Raw genomic sequence first — 16487 nt, 5'->3', positions numbered from 1 at the left:
GCGAGACATTACCCGTCGGTAACCCGGGGGGCTACCAGAACACGGCCAGGCCGACGTTCAGCACCACCAGACCGCCCAGGGCGGGGGTCAGCCACCCCGGGTTGGCGCGGCGGGCGGTGAAGACCATGGCCAGGGCGCCGATGACCACCAGGACCAGCAGCTTCGTGCCCAGCTTGATGTGGTCGTACTCGGCGCCGGTGGCCGGGGCGAGGGCCATCAGGGCGATGCCGGTGATCAACTGCAGCGCGCCGCCGTGCAGCCAGCCCTTGTTGACCTCGGCGGCCTTGGCCCGCAGCGCGATGAGGAAGGTGCCGACCAGGGTGCCCATGCCGAGCAGGTGCAGGAAGACCAGCAGGTCGCGGACGAACTCCACGGTGATCAGCCCTTCCCGGCCCGTCGGGCGGCGGCGAGGCCGCGCCAGCCCAGGAGGCCGATGATCGTTCCGAACAGCAGGGACGCGGCCGTGAGCACGGCGTGGACGACGAAGAACGGCGCGGGGCCGCCGGAAGGGGCCCAGGAGCGCTCGTCGGCCCAGATGTTGCTGAGGAAGGTCGGCCAGATGACCCACGACCACACACCGAAGGCCAGCAGGAACAGTGCGGCACGGCGGCTCAGCGTCACCCGGCCATCTTCACACCTGCCCTGTCCAGCGCCGACACCGCCTCGTCCCGCGCGGGCGACGGGTCGGATCGTGGGCTGCTGGCGCGAGGCCTTAATCTGCGTGTGTGCGCCCCGCAGCCCGCAGGTCCGTCCCCGCCCTCCTCGTGTCGCTGTGCGCCCTGGTGATGGTGGCGCTGCTGGCGACCCCCGGGGCAGCCGAGTCCGCTCGAGCCGCCCGCAAGGCGCAGCCGGTCACGACCGACCAGGAAGCGCCGACGCAGAGCTCCGCGCAGTGCTCCAACCACGACCGCCCACCGCCCCCGATCGACACCTCGGAGGAGCCCAAGCCGGGGGAGACCAGCCCGGCGCCGCTGCCCGTGCCCGAGGAGCCCGTCGGCGGCACCCGCATGGGCGAGTGCGGCCTGGTGCTCCCGCGCGCCGCCGGGGTCGAGCTGCCCGGCGACGTCACCGCCGCGAGCTGGGTCCTCGCCGACCTGGACACCGGCGCCGTGGTCGCGGCCAAGGACCCGCACGCCCGCGAGCGGCCCGCGTCGCTGATCAAGACGCTGCTGGCCATCGCGGTGATCCGCAGCCTCGGCCTCGACGAGCAGGTCATCGGCACCCAGGCCGACGCCAACCAGGAGGGCACCAAGGTCGGCATCGGCCCCGGCGGCGAGTACACCGTCGAGCAGCTCATGCAGGTCCTGGTCATGCGCTCGGGCAACGACGCCGCGCACGCCCTGGCCGTCAAGCTGGGGGGCGTCGACGAGGCGCTGGGCAAGATGAACTCCCTGGCCGCCGAGCTGGGCGCCCTGGACACCCGCGCCGCCACCCCGTCCGGCCTCGACGGCCCCGGGATGAGCACCTCGGCCTACGACCTGAGCCTGATCTTCCGCGCCGCGATGAAGCACGAGGAGTTCGCCGACGCGATCGCCACCCGCTCGGTGACCTTCCCCGGCCACAGCGGCAAGTCCGCCTTCCGGGTCACCAACGACAACAAGCTCCTGGGCAGGTACCAGGGCTTCATCGGCGGCAAGACCGGCTTCACCGACGACGCCCGCCACACCTACCTCGGCGCCGCCGAGCGCGGCGGCCACCGCCTCGCCGTGGTCCTGCTGCGCGGCGAGCTGAACCCCAACCCGCTCTCGAGCCAGGCAGCCGACCTGCTGGACTACGGTTTCGACCTGATCGAGGCCAAGACCCAGCCGGTCGGCCAGCTCGTCGACCGCGCCCCGGAGGCCCAGCCCAAGCAGGAAGAGGGCTTGGAGACCGACACCAGCCCCGCGGGCGCGGACGCCAACGCCGCCCCGGCAGGCACCGCCGACGCGGACCGCTCGGCGTTCGGCAACTACGGCATGCCGCTGGTCGCGGTGGCCGGGGTCGCCGTGGTGCTCGCCTTCGCCCTGTGGCTGCGCAAGAAGCGCGCCCGCGCCGCCGCCCTGGCCCGCCGCGCGGCGGCCCGGGGCTGACCTAGGCGGAACCCGGCGGCGCCACCGCGCATCTGACGCCGCGTGAACCCGCCACTGCCCCACGCCGCGTTCGCGGCCTTCGACGCCACCAGGCAGCGCAGGCTGAAGGTCTTCGGCGTCGCGGCGCTCGCGTTCGTCGCCTGCCTCGGGGCCTTCGTGTGGATGCTGGTCGACCAGCGCGCCTATGACGGGCGCAAGCAGCTCACCACGGCCACGGTCACCGGCCGCCAGGGCGCCAAGGGCGGCACCGTGTTCGACCTGGCGCTGCAGGTCGACGGCAGGCGGTACGAGACCTCGGTCAAGGGCCTCGACGGCCGCACGGGGGACGTCGCCCAGGTTGAGTACGACCCGCAGGACCCGACCGTGGTCACAGCGCTCGACGCGTCGCTGCACGGCGTGCTGCCGATCTACACCGGCATCGGCGCCCTGCTGACGGGCTTCGTCACCTTGGCGGGCGTCGTGGGCCACCGCCACACCCGCAGCATCAAGGACAAGCCCTGGTCGCACGGCACGGCGGCGGTTGTCGGGGATCGGGTTCTGCGGGTGGACCTGCCTGACGGGCCGGTGCGGCTCCGGACCGGCCAGCCGCTGCCGGACGGGTTCGCCAGCGGGGAGGTGGCCGTCCAGCGGTTGTGGGGGCGCAAGTGGGGATACGTCCTGGGCGCTGATCCTGAGCACCTCTCCGTCGCGGTTGAGCTGCCCGCATAGCCCGCGTGTTCACAGCCGAGCCGCCGCCTCGACCGCGGCCTGGTAGGCCGGGCCCGGGGCGCCGCTGACCACGGCGCCCTCCGCGATCACCAGGGTGTCGCCGTCCACACGGGAGCGGAAGGGGACGCCGGTGAAGCGGACGCCCTGGGACTTGAGCAGGGACCAGCCCAGCGGGGCGATGCTGCCGGTGCCGTCTCTGTCGATCTTGCGCTTGAGCGGGGCCACGTCGGACCTGGCGCGCATGCGGACCCAGGAGACCGAGACGACGAAGGTGGCGCCGTTCGGGTCGGCCAGGGTGATCAGGGTGCGGTCGAGGGAGCGGCAGGGGTTCCGCAGGAAGAAGTCGGTGATCGTGCCGTAGGAGTTGGCCGCGCAGTCGACGGCGTTCTCCACGGCCTGCTTGACCGTGCGCAGGCGCAGGCGCTTCCACTCCTTGTCGGACTTGGTCTTGCGGGCGCTGTTGCGGGCCGCCACCGACACCGGGTTGGCCGCCCCCGCCGCCTCCCCCGCAGTCGCCGCGGTGGTGCCCGCTGTGCCCCCGCCGCTGAACGCGACCGCGACCCCAGTGACCCCTGCGGCGGCGCCCATCTTGTACTTCGTGAAGCGGCCCTTGTCGTCGCGCGGTGGATTGAAGCTCCCCATCGTCCCCCCTGTTGTCGAACTCGGCTCGATATTGGCAGAGGGGTCGGACAGTTCGTAAGCGTCAACCGAGAGTTGACATGTTTCTGTCTGTCAACCTATGGTTGACGACATGAGCGAACCAGTGCAAGCCTCGATCCGGTTGGACGAGCTGATCCAGGGCATCAAGAAGGTGCACCCCGACGCGGTGCTGGAGCAGTTGACCAGCGCGGTCATCGCCGCCGACCACCTCGGCGACGTCGCCGACCACCTCATCGGCCACTTCGTCGACCAGGCCCGCCGCTCCGGCGCGTCCTGGACCGACATCGGCAAGTCCATGGGCGTGACCAGGCAGGCCGCCCAGAAGCGCTTCGTCCCCAAGGACGACGCGGCGGGCATGGACCCCAACGAGGGCTTCGCCCGCTTCACCACCCGCGCCCGCAACGTGGTCGTGGTGTCGCAAACAACCGCGCAGGAGCACAGGAACGACCAGATCGGCCCCGCACACCTCGTGCTCGGCCTCACCGCCGAACCCCAGGGCCTGGCGGTGAAGGCCATCGAGGCCCAGGGCGTCACCCCCGACCAGGTCAAGGACGCCGCTGTCGCCGCCCTGCCCGCCCCCACGGGCGCCCCCGGCGAACTGGTCCCCTTCGACGCCGCCGCCAAGAAGATCCTCGAGCTGACCTTCCGCGAGGCGCTCAAACTCGGCCACAACTACATCGGCACCGAGCACATCCTGCTGGCCCTGCTCGAACACGAGGCGGGCACGGGCGTCCTCTCCGGCCTGGGTATCACCAAGGAGCAGGTCGAGGCGTTCATCACCAAGGCGCTCGCCCAGATCATCGAGGAGAACAAGAAGCGCCCCGTCTGACCAGACCACCAACACCAGCCGTGACGAGGACCCTCGTCACGGCTGGTCCGCGTCGCCGAGCGGTACCGCGTCATCCCCGACGAGGTCACGGGAGCTTGGGTTCCACCAGTTCAGCAAGCCGCGTAGCCCGCTCCCACATCTGCTCGACCGGATTGCGACCCGCTCCGCCGTTGAACTGAACATCCAATCGTGCGGTGGGGGTGACCTCGAGAGAAATGGCATAGACATCGCCAGCGCCACGTATCGAGGTGACGGCGCGGCGGCCGTTGATGGTGATTTCCTTCTTCTCGTTGCGGGAAACAACCTCGTCCACTCCCAGCTTCGCAAAGATCGCGTAGCCGAAGGCGAAGCGCCCGGTCATGCCCGGTGGGGTGCCGTTCCACTTGCAGCTCCGTGACGAGGGGAACTCTTGAAAGTTGGCGTCGGAATCGACGCCGAACTCGGCGTGGACCTCGGGCGTGATCAGCTCGCAGGGGTCTAGCGCGACGAGCGCCCTTTCCTTGTCGGTGCCGTCGCCGTCTGCGGTCGACCGGTTGGTCTCGCTGCCTGTCTGGGGCGGTTCGGCGACGGGTGCGCCGGGGGTGGTCGTGGAGCAGGCTGTGAGCGCCGTGAGGAGTGCGACGATGGCGATGGCTCGCTTCATCCCTGTGGGCCCCTCTCAATGAAGCCGCTTGCTGCGGTGCTATCGGTCTGCTGGTAGTTGCTCATCGCTGTCTGGATAGCTTCTCGGGCAACGGTCAGGCTTTCCTTCAGCGCGCGAAGTTGAGTGAGAAACCCTTGATGATCGATAGCGACGTTCTGCATGTACGGCTTCATGACCTGGGCGGCGTGGCTACTGCCTAGCGGTGGTTCCTGCTCAAGCAAGCCCAGGTCGAATGACTTGTTTTCGAGCCAGTCGAGCATCCTGTCGATGGCGCTGATGAGTGCTTGGCCCCCCGACTCGTTGACGGCGAACTGGCCCGCGTTGGCTGCCTGTGCGAACTTAGCCATCGAGTCGCCGATGCTACCGAACGTGAAGTCGTCACTGCTTGTGATCGGCATGGTGGTTCCCCCGGAAGCGCTTGCCCTACCAAGGGTGACCCTAACTCGACTTGCGGTCGCACGTACCGGGTTCTGAAACATGCCACCGGAAAGCGCTGATGCCGTGCCCCCGCAGCGGGGGCACGGCATCAGCGTGAACGGCAGACCAGCGTCAGCGGCGGAACAGCAGTGCGCGCTTCACTTCCTGGATGGCCTTGGTGACCTGAATGCCACGCGGGCAGGCGTCAGTGCAGTTGAACGTCGTGCGGCAGCGCCACACGCCCTCAGCGTCGTTCAGGATGTCCAACCGCTCCTCGGCTCCCTCGTCGCGGGAGTCGAAGATGAAGCGGTGGGCGTTGACGATGGCGGCGGGGCCGAAGTAGCTGCCCTCGTTCCAGAAGACCGGGCACGAGGTGGTGCAGCAGGCGCACAGGATGCACTTGGTGGTGTCGTCGAAGCGTTCGCGGTCGGCGGCCGACTGGACGCGTTCGCGGGTGGGCTCGTTCCCGTAGGTGATGAGGAACGGCTTCACCGCCTTGAACGCCTCCATGAACGGCTCCATGTCCACCAGGAGGTCCTTGTTCACCGGGAGGCCCTTGATCGGGGCGATGGTGATGCTGGTGGGCTTGTCGCCCTTGGCCATCAGGTCCTTGACCAGGACCTTGCACGCCAACCGGTTGACGCCGTTGACCTGCATGGCGTCCGAGCCGCAGATGCCGTGGGCGCAGGAGCGGCGGAAGGTCAGGGTGCCGTCGATGTACCACTTGACGTAGTGCAGCAGGTTGAGCACGCGGTCGGTGGGCAGCGCGGGGACGTTGAAGGTCTCCCAGCGGGGCTCGGAGTCGACCTCCGGGTTGAAGCGCAGGACCTTCAGGGCCACCGTCACGGCGCCGTCGGGGACCGGGGGCAGGTCGCCGCGGGAGCCCGCCTTCTCGGAAACAGTCGCAGTCATCAGTACTTGCGCTCCATCGGCTTGTACCGGGTGAAGGTGACGGGCTTGTAGTCGAGCCGGATCTCGCCCTTGAGCTCGTCGCCCTGCTTGTAGAACATGCTGTGCCGCATGTAGTTCGTGTCGTCGCGGTTCGGGTAGTCCTCGCGGGCGTGGCCGCCGCGGGACTCCTTGCGCTCGATGGCGCCGACGACGAGGACCTCGGCCAGTTCGAGCAGGAAGCCCAGCTCGACGGCCTCGAGCAGGTCGGTGTTGAACCGCTTGCCCTTGTCCTGCACCTGGATGTGGGCGTAGCGGTCCTTGAGCGCCTGGACGTCGTGCAGCGCCTGCTTGAGGGTCTCCTCGGTGCGGTACACCGACGCGTTGGCGTCCATCGTGGCCTGCAGCTCGGTGCGGATGTCGGCCACCCGCTCCTTGCCGTGCTCGCTGAGCAGCAGCTCCAACTGGTCGTTGACGACCTTGGTCGGGTTCTCCGGCAGCTCGACGTGCTCGCGGCCCTGGGCGTACTCGGCCGCGGCGATGCCCGCGCGGCGGCCGAAGACGTTGATGTCCAGCAGCGAGTTGGTGCCCAGCCGGTTGGCGCCGTGCACGGACACGCACGCGCACTCGCCCGCGGCGTAGAGGCCGGGGACGACGTTGTCGTTGTCCCGCAGGGCCTCGCCGTGGACGTTGGTCGGGATGCCGCCCATCGCGTAGTGCGCGGTGGGGTACACCGGGACCGGCTCGGTCACCGGGTCGACCGCGAGGTAGGTGCGGGCGAACTCGGTGATGTCGGGGAGCTTGGTCTCCAGGACCTCCGCGCCCAGGTGCGTGCAGTCGAGCAGCACGTAGTCCTTGTTCGGGCCCGCGCCGCGGCCCTCGAGCACCTCCAGGGCCATCGAGCGGGCGACGATGTCGCGCGGCGCGAGGTCCTTGATGGTGGGGGCGTAGCGCTCCATGAACCGCTCGCCGGAGGCGTTGCGCAGGATCGCGCCCTCGCCGCGGGCGCCCTCGGTCAGCAGGATGCCCAGGCCTGCCAGGCCTGTGGGGTGGAACTGGTAGAACTCCATGTCCTCCAGCGGCAGGCCCTTGCGGAACACGATGCCCATGCCGTCGCCGGTCAGGGTGTGCGCGTTCGAGGTGGTCTTGAAGACCTTGCCGAAGCCGCCGGTCGCGAACACGACCGCCTTGGCCTGGAACACGTGGATCTCGCCGGTGGCCAGCTCGTAGGCGACCGCGCCGGTGCAGACCGGGCCGTTGTCCGTCTCGGTCATGCAGATGTCGAGGACGTAGAACTCGTTGAAGAACTCGATGCCCTGCTTGACGCAGTTCTGGTACAGCGTCTGCAGGATCATGTGGCCGGTGCGGTCCGCGGCGTAGCAGGCGCGGCGCACGGCGGCCTCGCCGTGGTTGCGGGTGTGCCCGCCGAAGCGGCGCTGGTCGATGCGGCCCTCGGGCGTCCGGTTGAACGGCAGGCCCATCTTCTCCAGGTCGAGGACGGCGTCGATGGCCTCCTTCGCCATGATCTCCGCGGCGTCCTGGTCGACCAGGTAGTCACCGCCCTTGATCGTGTCGAAGGTGTGCCACTCCCAGTTGTCCTCCTCGACGTTGGCCAGCGCGGCGCACATGCCGCCCTGGGCCGCGCCGGTGTGCGACCGGGTCGGGTACAGCTTGGTGAGCACGGCGGTGCGGGCGCGCGAGCCCGACTCGATCGCCGCGCGCATGCCCGCGCCCCCGGCGCCGACGATCACCACGTCGTACTTGTGGAATTGCATATCGGAAACCGCTTCCCTGCTGGAGTTCAGACAGTGGCTGGTGGCCTGGGTGGTGGTGGCGTCAGTTCGCGGGGATGGTCGCGTCGAACGTGAAGATGACGTACGAGCCGAGGAACAGGATCAGCACCATCGACACGTAGAGCATCACCTTGAGCCAGAACCGGGTGGTGTCCTTGCGCGCGTAGTCGTTGATGACCGTGCGCAGGCCGTTGCCACCGTGGATCTCGGCGAGCCAGAGCATCGCCAGGTCCCACATCTGCCAGAACGGGCTGGACCAGCGGCCCGCCACGAAGGCGAAGTTGATGCGGTGCACGCCGCCGTCGAGGATGTTCATGATGAACAGGTGGCCCAGCACCAGCACGATCAGCGCGATGCCGGAGATCCGCATGAACAACCAGCTCGCGAGCTCGAAGTTCGACCGGCGCGCGGCGGGGCGGCGCGGGGAGCGGGGCTTGTCCAGAGCGAGCGTCATGATCAGTGGCCCCCGAACATCTCGGTCACGGTGCGGACCATCATGAAGTAGGCGCCGGGGATCATCACCAGCACCCAGATGCCCAGGACGGTCCACAGCATGGGCTTCTGGTACTTCGGCCCCTTGGCCCAGAAGTCGACCAGCATGACCCGCAGCCCGTTGAGCGCGTGGTAGAGCACCGCGCCGACCAGGCCGACCTCGAGCAGGTTCACGAGGGGGGTCTTGTAGGTCTCGATGACCTCGTCGTACGCGTTGGGCGACACCCGCACGAGGGCGGTGTCGAGCACGTGCGCGAAGAGGAAGAAGAAGGTGAGCACACCGGTGATCCGGTGGGCCACCCAGGACCACATGCCGGGGTCCCCCCGGTAGAGCGTCCCGGTGATCCGGGACCCGCGCGCCGCTACCTGCTCGGTAGCAATGGCCGAGTCGGACACGGTAGACGGCCTCCAACGTCGCTGATGGACAAAGGGCCCGTGCCTGCGACACACGCGTGAAACGGACCTTGACCCTCGGATGCTAGCCCCGCGCGGTGGCGCCCACCCAACCCGCCATTGCCTCGTGTGACGGACGAGACACGCAGGCTGGCGGGCATATCGGGTGGACCCCAGTCGGGATTCTAGTGGTATCCGATTCGCGGCGCGCTGAACGCCGAAACCGATTTGTGACCGACCCATTACTCGACCGGGTAACGCTGAATCGGTCACGAAAGTCCCTACTGATCGGTAATGTTCACGGGTGTCCAACCAGGACCACTGGCTTGTCCACTATGGATGGTCGCGTTGTCGCCGCCCGCACTTTCGTCGTCAGTCATTCGGGGGATCAGCGGACGTGTGGCAGGCGGGCCCGGGGGCTCGTAGGGGCTGCCCGTCGGCGCGCGCGTGGTTACGCTGCGGCTCACGCTCGCGGCGCGGAGCCGGGACCGCCACCCGGGACCCAACGATTGGGTCACGGCGGGGCGCTCGGATCGCGTGCGCGGGGAGCGCGGAGTATACGGTTCCGCGAACCATCGGCCCGTGACCCGGCCACCGCCTGGTGCGAGCCACATCCGGAGGGAGATAAGCCTTGCGTCGAATGCGAGGAACTCGACTCGCGGCCGCGGCGTTGGCGCTGGGGCTCGGGCTGGCCGCGTGCGGCGGGTCGTCGGACTCCGGCGACGCCGGCAGCGGCTCGACCGGCGACGGCGCCCAGCTCAAGGTGGGCCTCGCCTACGACATCGGCGGCCGCGGCGACCAGTCGTTCAACGACTCCGCCGCGCGCGGCATCGACCGGGCCAAGCAGGAGTTCGGGCTCGACATCAAGGAGCTCGAGGCGGGCGCGGGCGAGAGCGAGGCCATCAAGGAGGACCGGCTGCGCCAGCTCGCCGAGGGCGGCTACACCACGGTCATCGCCGTCGGCTACGCCTACGCCACCTCGCTGGCCAAGGTCGCCCCCGACTACACCGACGTGCAGTTCGCGCTCGTCGACAGCGAGGACGCCACCGGCGACAACATCGCCAACATCGTCTTCGCCGAGGAGCAGGGCTCCTTCCTCGTCGGCGTGGCCGCGGCCCTGAAGTCGACCACCGACAAGGTGGGCTTCATCGGCGGCGTCAACACCCCGCTGATCCAGAAGTTCGAGGTCGGCTTCACCGCGGGCGTCAAGCAGGTCAAGCCGGACGCCGAGGTCCAGGTCAAGTACCTGACCGAGCCGCCGGACTTCACCGGCTTCAACGACCCGGCCAAGGGCGAGACCGCGGCCAACGGCATGTTCGACGCGGGCGTCGACATCGTCTACGCCGCGGCGGGCGGCTCCGGCAACGGCGTGTTCAAGGCCGCCAAGGCCAAGGGCAAGCTGGGCATCGGCGTCGACTCCGACCAGTACAACCTGCCGGGCCTGGCCGAGGTCAAGGACGTCATCCTGACCTCGATGATCAAGAAGGTGGACGTCGGCGTCTACGACTTCATCAGCTCGGTCAAGGACGGCGAGTTCGCCAAGGGCGTCAAGGTCTACGACCTGGAGCAGGGCGGGGTCGACTACGCCACCAGCGGTGGCAAGGTCGACGACATCAAGGCCCAGCTCGACGACTTCAAGAAGCAGATCGTCGACGGGACGATCAAGGTCCCCGCGCAGAAGTAGGGGACCCGACGGGTTCGCGACGGACGGACCCGGGCGGCTGCCCGGGTCCGTCCGTCGCGTTTCCGGCCACCGAGGTCCCCCGAGCCCACTGGAAGAGGAACACCCCGTGCCAACCGAGCCAGCAGGCGGCGAACCCGCCCCGGCCGTCGAGCTCACCGGGATCACCAAGCGCTTCCCGGGAGTCGTGGCGAACTCCGACGTCAACATCACCGTCCGGCCGGGCACCGTGCACGCCCTCGTCGGTGAGAACGGCGCGGGCAAGTCCACCCTGATGAAGATTCTCTACGGGATGCAGCAGCCGGACGAGGGCGTCATCGCCGTGCACGGTGCCCCCGTGGTGTTCGCCTCCCCCGCCGACGCGATCGGGGCGGGCATCGGCATGGTGCACCAGCACTTCATGCTCGCCGACAACCTGACCGTGCTGGAGAACGTCGTGCTCGGCAGCGAGCCCGGCTCCGCGGTAGCGCTGGACTTCGCCGCCGCGCGCAGGCGGATCAGGGACATCTCCGACTCCTACGGCCTCAACGTCGACCCCGACCGGCTCGTCGACGAGCTCGGCGTCGGCGAGCGCCAGCGGGTGGAGATCCTCAAGGTGCTCTACCGCGGCGCGCGCACGCTGATCCTCGACGAACCCACCGCGGTCCTGGTGCCCCAGGAGGTCGACGAGCTGTTCGGCAACCTGCGCGAGCTCAAGGCCGAGGGCCTGACCATCCTGTTCATCTCGCACAAGCTCGACGAGGTGCTCTCGGTCGCCGACGACATCACCGTCATCCGGCGCGGCACCACCGTGGCCAGCGTGTCGCCCAAGGAGGTGACCGCGCGCAAGCTCGCCGAGCTGATGGTCGGCACCGCGCTGCCGGTCCCCGAGCTGCGCGAGTCCACGGTCACCGACCGGCCCGTGCTCACCGTCACCGGCCTGACCGTCACCGGCGCCGACGGCCGCAGGGTCCTCGACGACGTGTCGTTCACCATCCACGCGGGCGAGGTCCTGGGCATCGCGGGCGTCGAGGGCAACGGCCAGGCCGAGCTCGTCGAGGCCCTGATGGGCATTCGCGCCCCGGCGGCGGGCCGCATCGCGCTCGGCGGGCGCGACATCACCCGGTTGCCGACCAGGCGCAGGCGCGAGGCGGGCATGGGCTACATCCCCGAGGACCGCCACCGCCAGGGCGTCGTGCTCGAGTCGACCCTGTGGGAGAACCGGGTGCTGGGCCACCAGACCCGCAAGCCGTCCAGCCGCGGTCCGCTGATCGACATCCGCGCCGCCAAGGCCGACACCGAGCGGATCGTGCGCGACTACGACGTGCGCACGCCGAACATCGACGTCCACGCCTCCGCGCTCTCCGGCGGCAACCAGCAGAAGCTCATCGTCGGCCGCGAGATGAGCGCCGACCCGGTGCTGCTGATCGCCTCGCACCCGACCCGCGGCGTCGACGTCGGCGCGCAGGCCGCGATCTGGGACCACATCCGCCGCGCCCGCGCCGAGCACCTGGCGGTGCTGCTGATCTCCGCCGACCTCGACGAGCTGATCGGCATGTCCGACTCGCTGTCGGTGATCCTGCGCGGCAGGCTCGTCGCCGACCACGACCCGGCGACGGTCACCCCCGAACAGCTCGGGTCGGCGATGACCGGAGCGGAGGGGGAAGACTGATGCGCAGGTTCGCTCCGCGCGCCGTCCTGCTGGGCCTGGCCGCCCCGGTCGGCGCGCTCGTGTTCGCCGTGCTGGTCTGCGCCGTCGTGCTGGCCGCGACCGGGCACTCGCTGTTCGACACCATCGACGCGATGGTCACCGCGGCGCAGCGCCCGCGCACCTTCGTCAACTCGCTCAACAGCGCCACCCAGTACTACCTGGCGGCCATCGCGGTGGCGATCGGCTTCCGGATGAAGCTGTTCAACATCGGCGTCGACGGCCAGTACCGGCTCGCGGCGATGCTGTCGGCCGCGCTGGCGGGCGCCACCTGGATGGAGGGCCTGCCCTCGGTCCTGCGGATCACGATGACCATCGTCGCGGCGATGCTGGTCGGCGCGGCCTGGGCGGGCGTCGCGGCGCTGCTCAAGGTCACCCGCGGCATCAGCGAGGTGATCTCGACGATCATGCTCAACGCGATCGCCACCTACCTGGTGTCCTACCTGCTCAACCCGGCCAGGCTGGCCGAGGAGCGGCCGGGCTCGAACAACATCGGCACCCGGCCGATCACCGAGGGCGGCCAGGTCGGCGGCATCCCGGTCTCCGGGTCCTCCTCCGACCTGTTCGGGCTGGTGTTCCTCGCCGCCGCCGTCGGCTTCGCCTACTGGTTCGTGCTCTCCCGCACCCGCTTCGGCTTCGAGCTCAAGGCCACCGGCCTGTCGGAGTCCGCGGCGGTGGCCTCCGGCATCAGCGTCAAGAAGATGGTGCTGCTGTCGATGCTGCTCTCCGGCGCGGTGGCGGGCTTGGTCGGGCTGCCGCAGCTCCTCGGGTCCTCGCACGAGTACTCGCTGGACTTCCCGCCCGGCATCGGGTTCATCGGCATCGCGGTCGCGCTGCTCGGGCGCAACCACCCGATCGGCATGGCCTTGGCCGCGGTGCTGTGGGGGCTGCTGGACAACTCGGCCAACGCCCTCGACCTCGCCGGGGTGCCGCGCGAGATCGTCGGCATCATGCAGGGCGTCATCGTGCTCTCGGTGGTCATCGCCTACGAGCTGGTGCGCCGCTACCGCGTGCGCACCGAGCAGCGCGAGGTCGGCAAGGCGCTGGGCAGCACCAGGGACCCGGCCGCCGACGGCCCCAAGGACGACAACCGCGAGGAGGCGTCGGCATGACCGCCGGACTGAGCGTGCGGGCCGGGAGCACACCCCCCGCGCGCGGCAAGCGCAAGCTGCCCGCGCTGGCCTGGGTGGGCGCCATCGCGGCCGTGCTGCTGGTGCTCTCCGCGGTGCGGGTGTTCGCGGGCGCCACCGACCTGACCTCCAGCGGCACCGTGCAGGCCGCGCTGACCGCCGCAGTCCCGCTGGCCATGGCCGCGCTGGCGGGCATGTGGGCCGAGCGCGCCGGCGTGATCAACATCGGCCTCGAGGGCATGATGGTGCTGGGCACCTTCGGCGCCGGGTTCGCCGGTTACCAGTGGGGTCCGTGGGCGGGCGTGGTGTTCGGCCTGCTGCTCGGCGCCATCGGCGGGCTGCTGCACGCGGTGGCCACGGTGACCTTCGGCGTGGACCACATCATCTCCGGTGTGGCGATCAACCTGCTCGCCCCCGGCCTGGCGCTGTTCCTGTCCAAGCTGTACTTCTCCGACGCCCCCGGCGGCGGCCAGAAGCAGTCGCCGCGCATCGACGACGCCCAGAAGATCACCATTCCCGGGCTGTCGGACGTGCTGGGCGCCGTGGAGGACAAGCGCTGGTTCTTCGTCTCCGACGTCGCGGGGATGCTGCGCGGCCTGGTCACCCAGGTGTCGCTGCTGACCGTGCTGGCCGCGCTGCTCATCGCCGGGTCGGTGTGGCTGCTCTGGCACACCCCGTTCGGCCTGCGGCTGCGCTCCTGCGGCGAGGCCCCGGTCGCGGCGGAGTCGCTGGGCGTCAACGTCTACAAGTACAAGTACCTCGCCGTCACCGCCTCCGGCGCCTTCGCAGGCCTGGGCGGGGCGTTCCTGGCGGTCAGCTCCGGGCAGTTCCGCGACGGGCAGACCAGCGGCCGCGGGTTCATCGGCCTGGCGGCGATGATCTTCGGCAACTGGCGGCCCGGCGGGCTGGCCGCGGGCGCGTCGCTGTTCGGCTACACCGACGCGATGGCGCTGCGCGGCTCGGCCGCCGTGCACGCGCTGCTCCTGCTGCTGGGCATCGCGCTGGTCGTGGTGGCCGTGCTGCAACTGCGCTCGGGGCACCACGTGCTCTCGTCGGTGGCAGGCTTCCTGGGCGTGCTGTTCGGGTTCTGGTACTTCTCCAGCGACGCCGTCCCGGCCGAGCTGGTGGGCGCGGCGCCGTACGTGGTGACGCTGCTGGTGCTGGGCCTGGCCTCGCAGCGGCTGCGACCACCCAAGTTCATCGGCGCGCCCTACCTGCGGGGGCAGGGCAAGTGACCCCCGCCGTCGACTGGGACGACCTGCGCGTCCGCGCGACCGCCGCGGCGGCGCTGGCCTACTGCCCGTACTCGGGGCTGCGGGTCGGCGCGGCGGCCCTGGTCGACGACGGCCGGGTCATCACCGGCTGCAACGTCGAGAACGCCGCCTACGGCGTCGGCCTGTGCGCCGAGTGCGCCCTCGCCGGACAGCTCGCGCTGACCGGCGGGGGCAGGCTCGTCGCCCTGGCCTGCCGCAGCGGCGCCGGGGACCTGCTGATGCCCTGCGGCCGGTGCAGGCAGATCATCAACGAGCTCGGCGGGCCCTCCTGCCTGGTCGACACGGCCGTCGGGCCGCTGCCGATGTCGGAGGTCCTGCCCCACGCGTTCGGCCCGGAGGCACTCCCGTGAGGCAGTTCAACGCCGTCGACGTCATCCGCGCCAAGCGCGACCGCCAGGCCCTGGGCGTCGACCAGATCGACTGGGTCGTCGACGCCTACACCCGGGGCGAGGTCGCCGAGGAGCAGATGTCGGCGCTGGCCATGGCCATCTACCTCAACGGCATGACCGGCGACGAGATCGCCGCCTGGACCGCCGCCATGATCCGCTCCGGCGAGACGCTGTCGCTGGCCTCGACCCGCCCCACCGTCGACAAGCACTCGACCGGCGGGGTGGGCGACAAGATCACGCTGCCGCTGGCGCCGCTGGTCGCCGCCTGTGGTGCGGCCGTGCCCCAGTTGTCGGGACGCGGGCTGGGCCACACCGGTGGGACGCTGGACAAGCTGGAGGCGATCCCCGGCTGGCGGGCGGCGCTGTCCACCGACGAGATCCGGGCGCAGTTGGATTCCGTCGGCGCGGTCGTCTGCGCGGCGACGGCGGGACTGGCCCCGGCGGACAAGAAGCTGTACGCGCTGCGGGACGTGACGGGGACGGTCGAGTCGATCCCGCTGATCGCCAGCTCCATCATGTCCAAGAAGATCGCCGAGGGCGCGGACGCCCTGGTGCTGGACGTGAAGTTCGGGTCGGGCGCCTTCATGAAGACGGTGGCCGACGCCCGCGACCTCGCGTCGGCGCTGGTGTCGATCGGCGTCGCGCACGGGGTGCGCACCTCGGCGCTGCTGACCGACATGTCGGTGCCGCTGGGGCGCGCGGTGGGCAACGCGGTCGAGGTCGCCGAGTCCGTCGAGGTGCTCCGCGGCGGCGGCCCGGCCGATGTCGTCGAGCTGACGGTGGCGCTGGCGCGCGAGATGCTGTCGCTGGCCGGTCTGTCCGATGTGGACCCGGCGGCGGTGCTCTCCTCCGGGCGGGCCTACGAGACCTGGGCCAGGATGATCCGCGCCCAGGGCGGCGACCCGGACGCGCCCCTGCCCCGCCCGACCCACGTCCACGTCGTCCCCGCCCCGGCCTCGGGCGCCCTCACCCGCCTCGACGCCTACGCCGTGGGCGTCGCCGCGTGGCGGCTGGGCGCGGGCCGCGCGCGCAAGGAGGACGCGGTGCAGGCGGCGGCCGGGGTGCTGTGCCTGGCGAAGCCGGGGGAGCCGGTGGTCGAGGGGGAACCGTTGTTGGAGCTGCACACCGACACCCCGGACGCGGTCGCGGGCGCGCTGGCGGCACTGGCGGGTGCCTTCGAGGTGGGTGACTCGGCGCCCGAGCGCACCTTGGTCTTGGAGACCGTCCGCGGCTGAGCCCTCGTCTGCCAGAGTTCCCGCGCTCCGCCCGCGGGGTGCAACCGCGTGGCACTGGGACTGACGTTGGTGGCCACGGTCCGCCCGCTCTGACCGCCAGCCGCACGCGGGAGGCGCGTGCAGGGGCCGGACGCCGAGCAGGGAAACAGCCGCTTGCCGTGACCTCGAGTCAGCGGGCTCCGCGGGTTGTGGTCGCCAG

At 70.4% G+C, this 16487-nt stretch carries 18 protein-coding genes; 9 read left to right on the top strand and 9 right to left on the bottom strand.

Features of this window, described 5'->3' with window-relative positions; genetic code table 11:
- Window positions 1-31: 31 nt before the first annotated feature.
- A complete protein-coding gene (locus GCL84_RS04540) occupies window positions 32-373 on the bottom strand; it encodes a hypothetical protein (protein WP_156754064.1) in 342 nt (113 codons plus the stop codon).
- 5 nt (window positions 374-378) lie between these two features.
- Entirely contained in the window at window positions 379-621 is a 243-nt protein-coding gene (locus GCL84_RS04535) for an SCO4848 family membrane protein (protein ID WP_156754063.1), read from the bottom strand.
- A gap of 104 nt (window positions 622-725) precedes the next feature.
- Between GCL84_RS04535 and GCL84_RS04530 the strand changes: the two genes are divergently transcribed.
- Window positions 726-2069, top strand: coding sequence for a D-alanyl-D-alanine carboxypeptidase family protein (locus GCL84_RS04530; protein WP_235925989.1), 1344 nt, complete (start codon window positions 726-728; stop codon window positions 2067-2069).
- A 42-nt stretch (window positions 2070-2111) separates the two neighbouring features.
- Complete coding sequence (locus GCL84_RS04525) at window positions 2112-2777, top strand: hypothetical protein (RefSeq protein WP_156754062.1); 666 nt, start codon at window positions 2112-2114, stop codon at window positions 2775-2777.
- 9 nt (window positions 2778-2786) lie between these two features.
- Here the strand turns inward: GCL84_RS04525 and GCL84_RS04520 are convergent, their stop codons facing one another.
- Complete coding sequence (locus GCL84_RS04520; protein WP_156754061.1) at window positions 2787-3419, bottom strand: hypothetical protein; 633 nt, start codon at window positions 3417-3419, stop codon at window positions 2787-2789.
- A 109-nt stretch (window positions 3420-3528) separates the two neighbouring features.
- Here GCL84_RS04520 and GCL84_RS04515 point away from each other — a divergent pair, with 109 nt between their 5' ends.
- Window positions 3529-4266, top strand: coding sequence for a Clp protease N-terminal domain-containing protein (locus GCL84_RS04515; protein WP_156754060.1), 738 nt, complete (start codon window positions 3529-3531; stop codon window positions 4264-4266).
- 85 nt (window positions 4267-4351) lie between these two features.
- Here the strand turns inward: GCL84_RS04515 and GCL84_RS04510 are convergent, their stop codons facing one another.
- The 6 genes from GCL84_RS04510 to sdhC form a co-directional block, all read right to left on the bottom strand.
- Window positions 4352-4909 carry a DUF3558 domain-containing protein gene (locus tag GCL84_RS04510; RefSeq protein WP_156754059.1) on the bottom strand — a complete coding sequence of 186 codons (558 nt, stop codon included), beginning with the start codon at window positions 4907-4909 and terminating at the stop codon, window positions 4352-4354.
- Window positions 4906-5307 carry a hypothetical protein gene (locus GCL84_RS04505; RefSeq protein WP_156754058.1) on the bottom strand — a complete coding sequence of 134 codons (402 nt, stop codon included), beginning with the start codon at window positions 5305-5307 and terminating at the stop codon, window positions 4906-4908. The genes GCL84_RS04510 and GCL84_RS04505 overlap by 4 nt, the downstream gene beginning before the upstream one ends.
- A 151-nt stretch (window positions 5308-5458) precedes the next feature.
- Entirely contained in the window at window positions 5459-6238 is a 780-nt protein-coding gene (locus GCL84_RS04500) for a succinate dehydrogenase iron-sulfur subunit (protein WP_156754057.1), read from the bottom strand.
- Window positions 6238-7989 (bottom strand): succinate dehydrogenase flavoprotein subunit, encoded by a 1752-nt coding sequence (sdhA, locus tag GCL84_RS04495; protein ID WP_156754056.1) that lies wholly within the window; start codon window positions 7987-7989, stop codon window positions 6238-6240. Before sdhA ends, GCL84_RS04500 begins: the two co-directional genes overlap by 1 nt.
- Before the next feature lie 61 nt (window positions 7990-8050).
- Window positions 8051-8461, bottom strand: coding sequence for a succinate dehydrogenase hydrophobic membrane anchor subunit (locus GCL84_RS04490; protein ID WP_197523017.1), 411 nt, complete (start codon window positions 8459-8461; stop codon window positions 8051-8053).
- 2 nt (window positions 8462-8463) lie between these two features.
- On the bottom strand, window positions 8464-8895 hold the full coding sequence (gene sdhC, locus GCL84_RS04485; RefSeq protein ID WP_156754055.1) for a succinate dehydrogenase, cytochrome b556 subunit: 432 nt from the start codon (window positions 8893-8895) through the stop codon (window positions 8464-8466).
- Window positions 8896-9532: 637 nt separating this feature from the next.
- Here sdhC and GCL84_RS04480 point away from each other — a divergent pair.
- The 6 genes from GCL84_RS04480 to GCL84_RS04455 all read left to right on the top strand — a co-directional run bounded on the left by GCL84_RS04480 (window position 9533) and on the right by GCL84_RS04455 (window position 16288).
- The gene (locus GCL84_RS04480; RefSeq protein WP_197523016.1) at window positions 9533-10576 is read left to right on the top strand and encodes a BMP family lipoprotein; all 1044 of its coding nucleotides are present in this window, start codon (window positions 9533-9535) and stop codon (window positions 10574-10576) included.
- Between the two features lie 106 nt (window positions 10577-10682).
- The gene (locus GCL84_RS04475) at window positions 10683-12224 is read left to right on the top strand and encodes an ABC transporter ATP-binding protein (RefSeq protein WP_197523015.1); all 1542 of its coding nucleotides are present in this window, start codon (window positions 10683-10685) and stop codon (window positions 12222-12224) included.
- A complete protein-coding gene (locus GCL84_RS04470) occupies window positions 12224-13372 on the top strand; it encodes an ABC transporter permease (RefSeq protein WP_156754053.1) in 1149 nt (382 codons plus the stop codon). Before GCL84_RS04475 ends, GCL84_RS04470 begins: the two co-directional genes overlap by 1 nt.
- The gene (locus GCL84_RS04465) at window positions 13369-14625 is read left to right on the top strand and encodes an ABC transporter permease (RefSeq protein ID WP_156754052.1); all 1257 of its coding nucleotides are present in this window, start codon (window positions 13369-13371) and stop codon (window positions 14623-14625) included. The genes GCL84_RS04470 and GCL84_RS04465 overlap by 4 nt, the downstream gene beginning before the upstream one ends.
- Window positions 14622-15014 carry a cytidine deaminase gene (locus GCL84_RS04460; RefSeq protein ID WP_156754051.1) on the top strand — a complete coding sequence of 131 codons (393 nt, stop codon included), beginning with the start codon at window positions 14622-14624 and terminating at the stop codon, window positions 15012-15014. Before GCL84_RS04465 ends, GCL84_RS04460 begins: the two co-directional genes overlap by 4 nt.
- Entirely contained in the window at window positions 15011-16288 is a 1278-nt protein-coding gene (locus tag GCL84_RS04455; RefSeq protein ID WP_156754050.1) for a thymidine phosphorylase, read from the top strand. Before GCL84_RS04460 ends, GCL84_RS04455 begins: the two co-directional genes overlap by 4 nt.
- Window positions 16289-16487: the final 199 nt, after the last annotated feature.

The sequence above is a fragment of the Actinokineospora pegani genome (assembly GCF_009745975.1).
Classification (GTDB): domain Bacteria; phylum Actinomycetota; class Actinomycetes; order Mycobacteriales; family Pseudonocardiaceae; genus Actinokineospora; species Actinokineospora pegani.
This window is presented reverse-complemented; position numbering and strand designations above follow the sequence as displayed.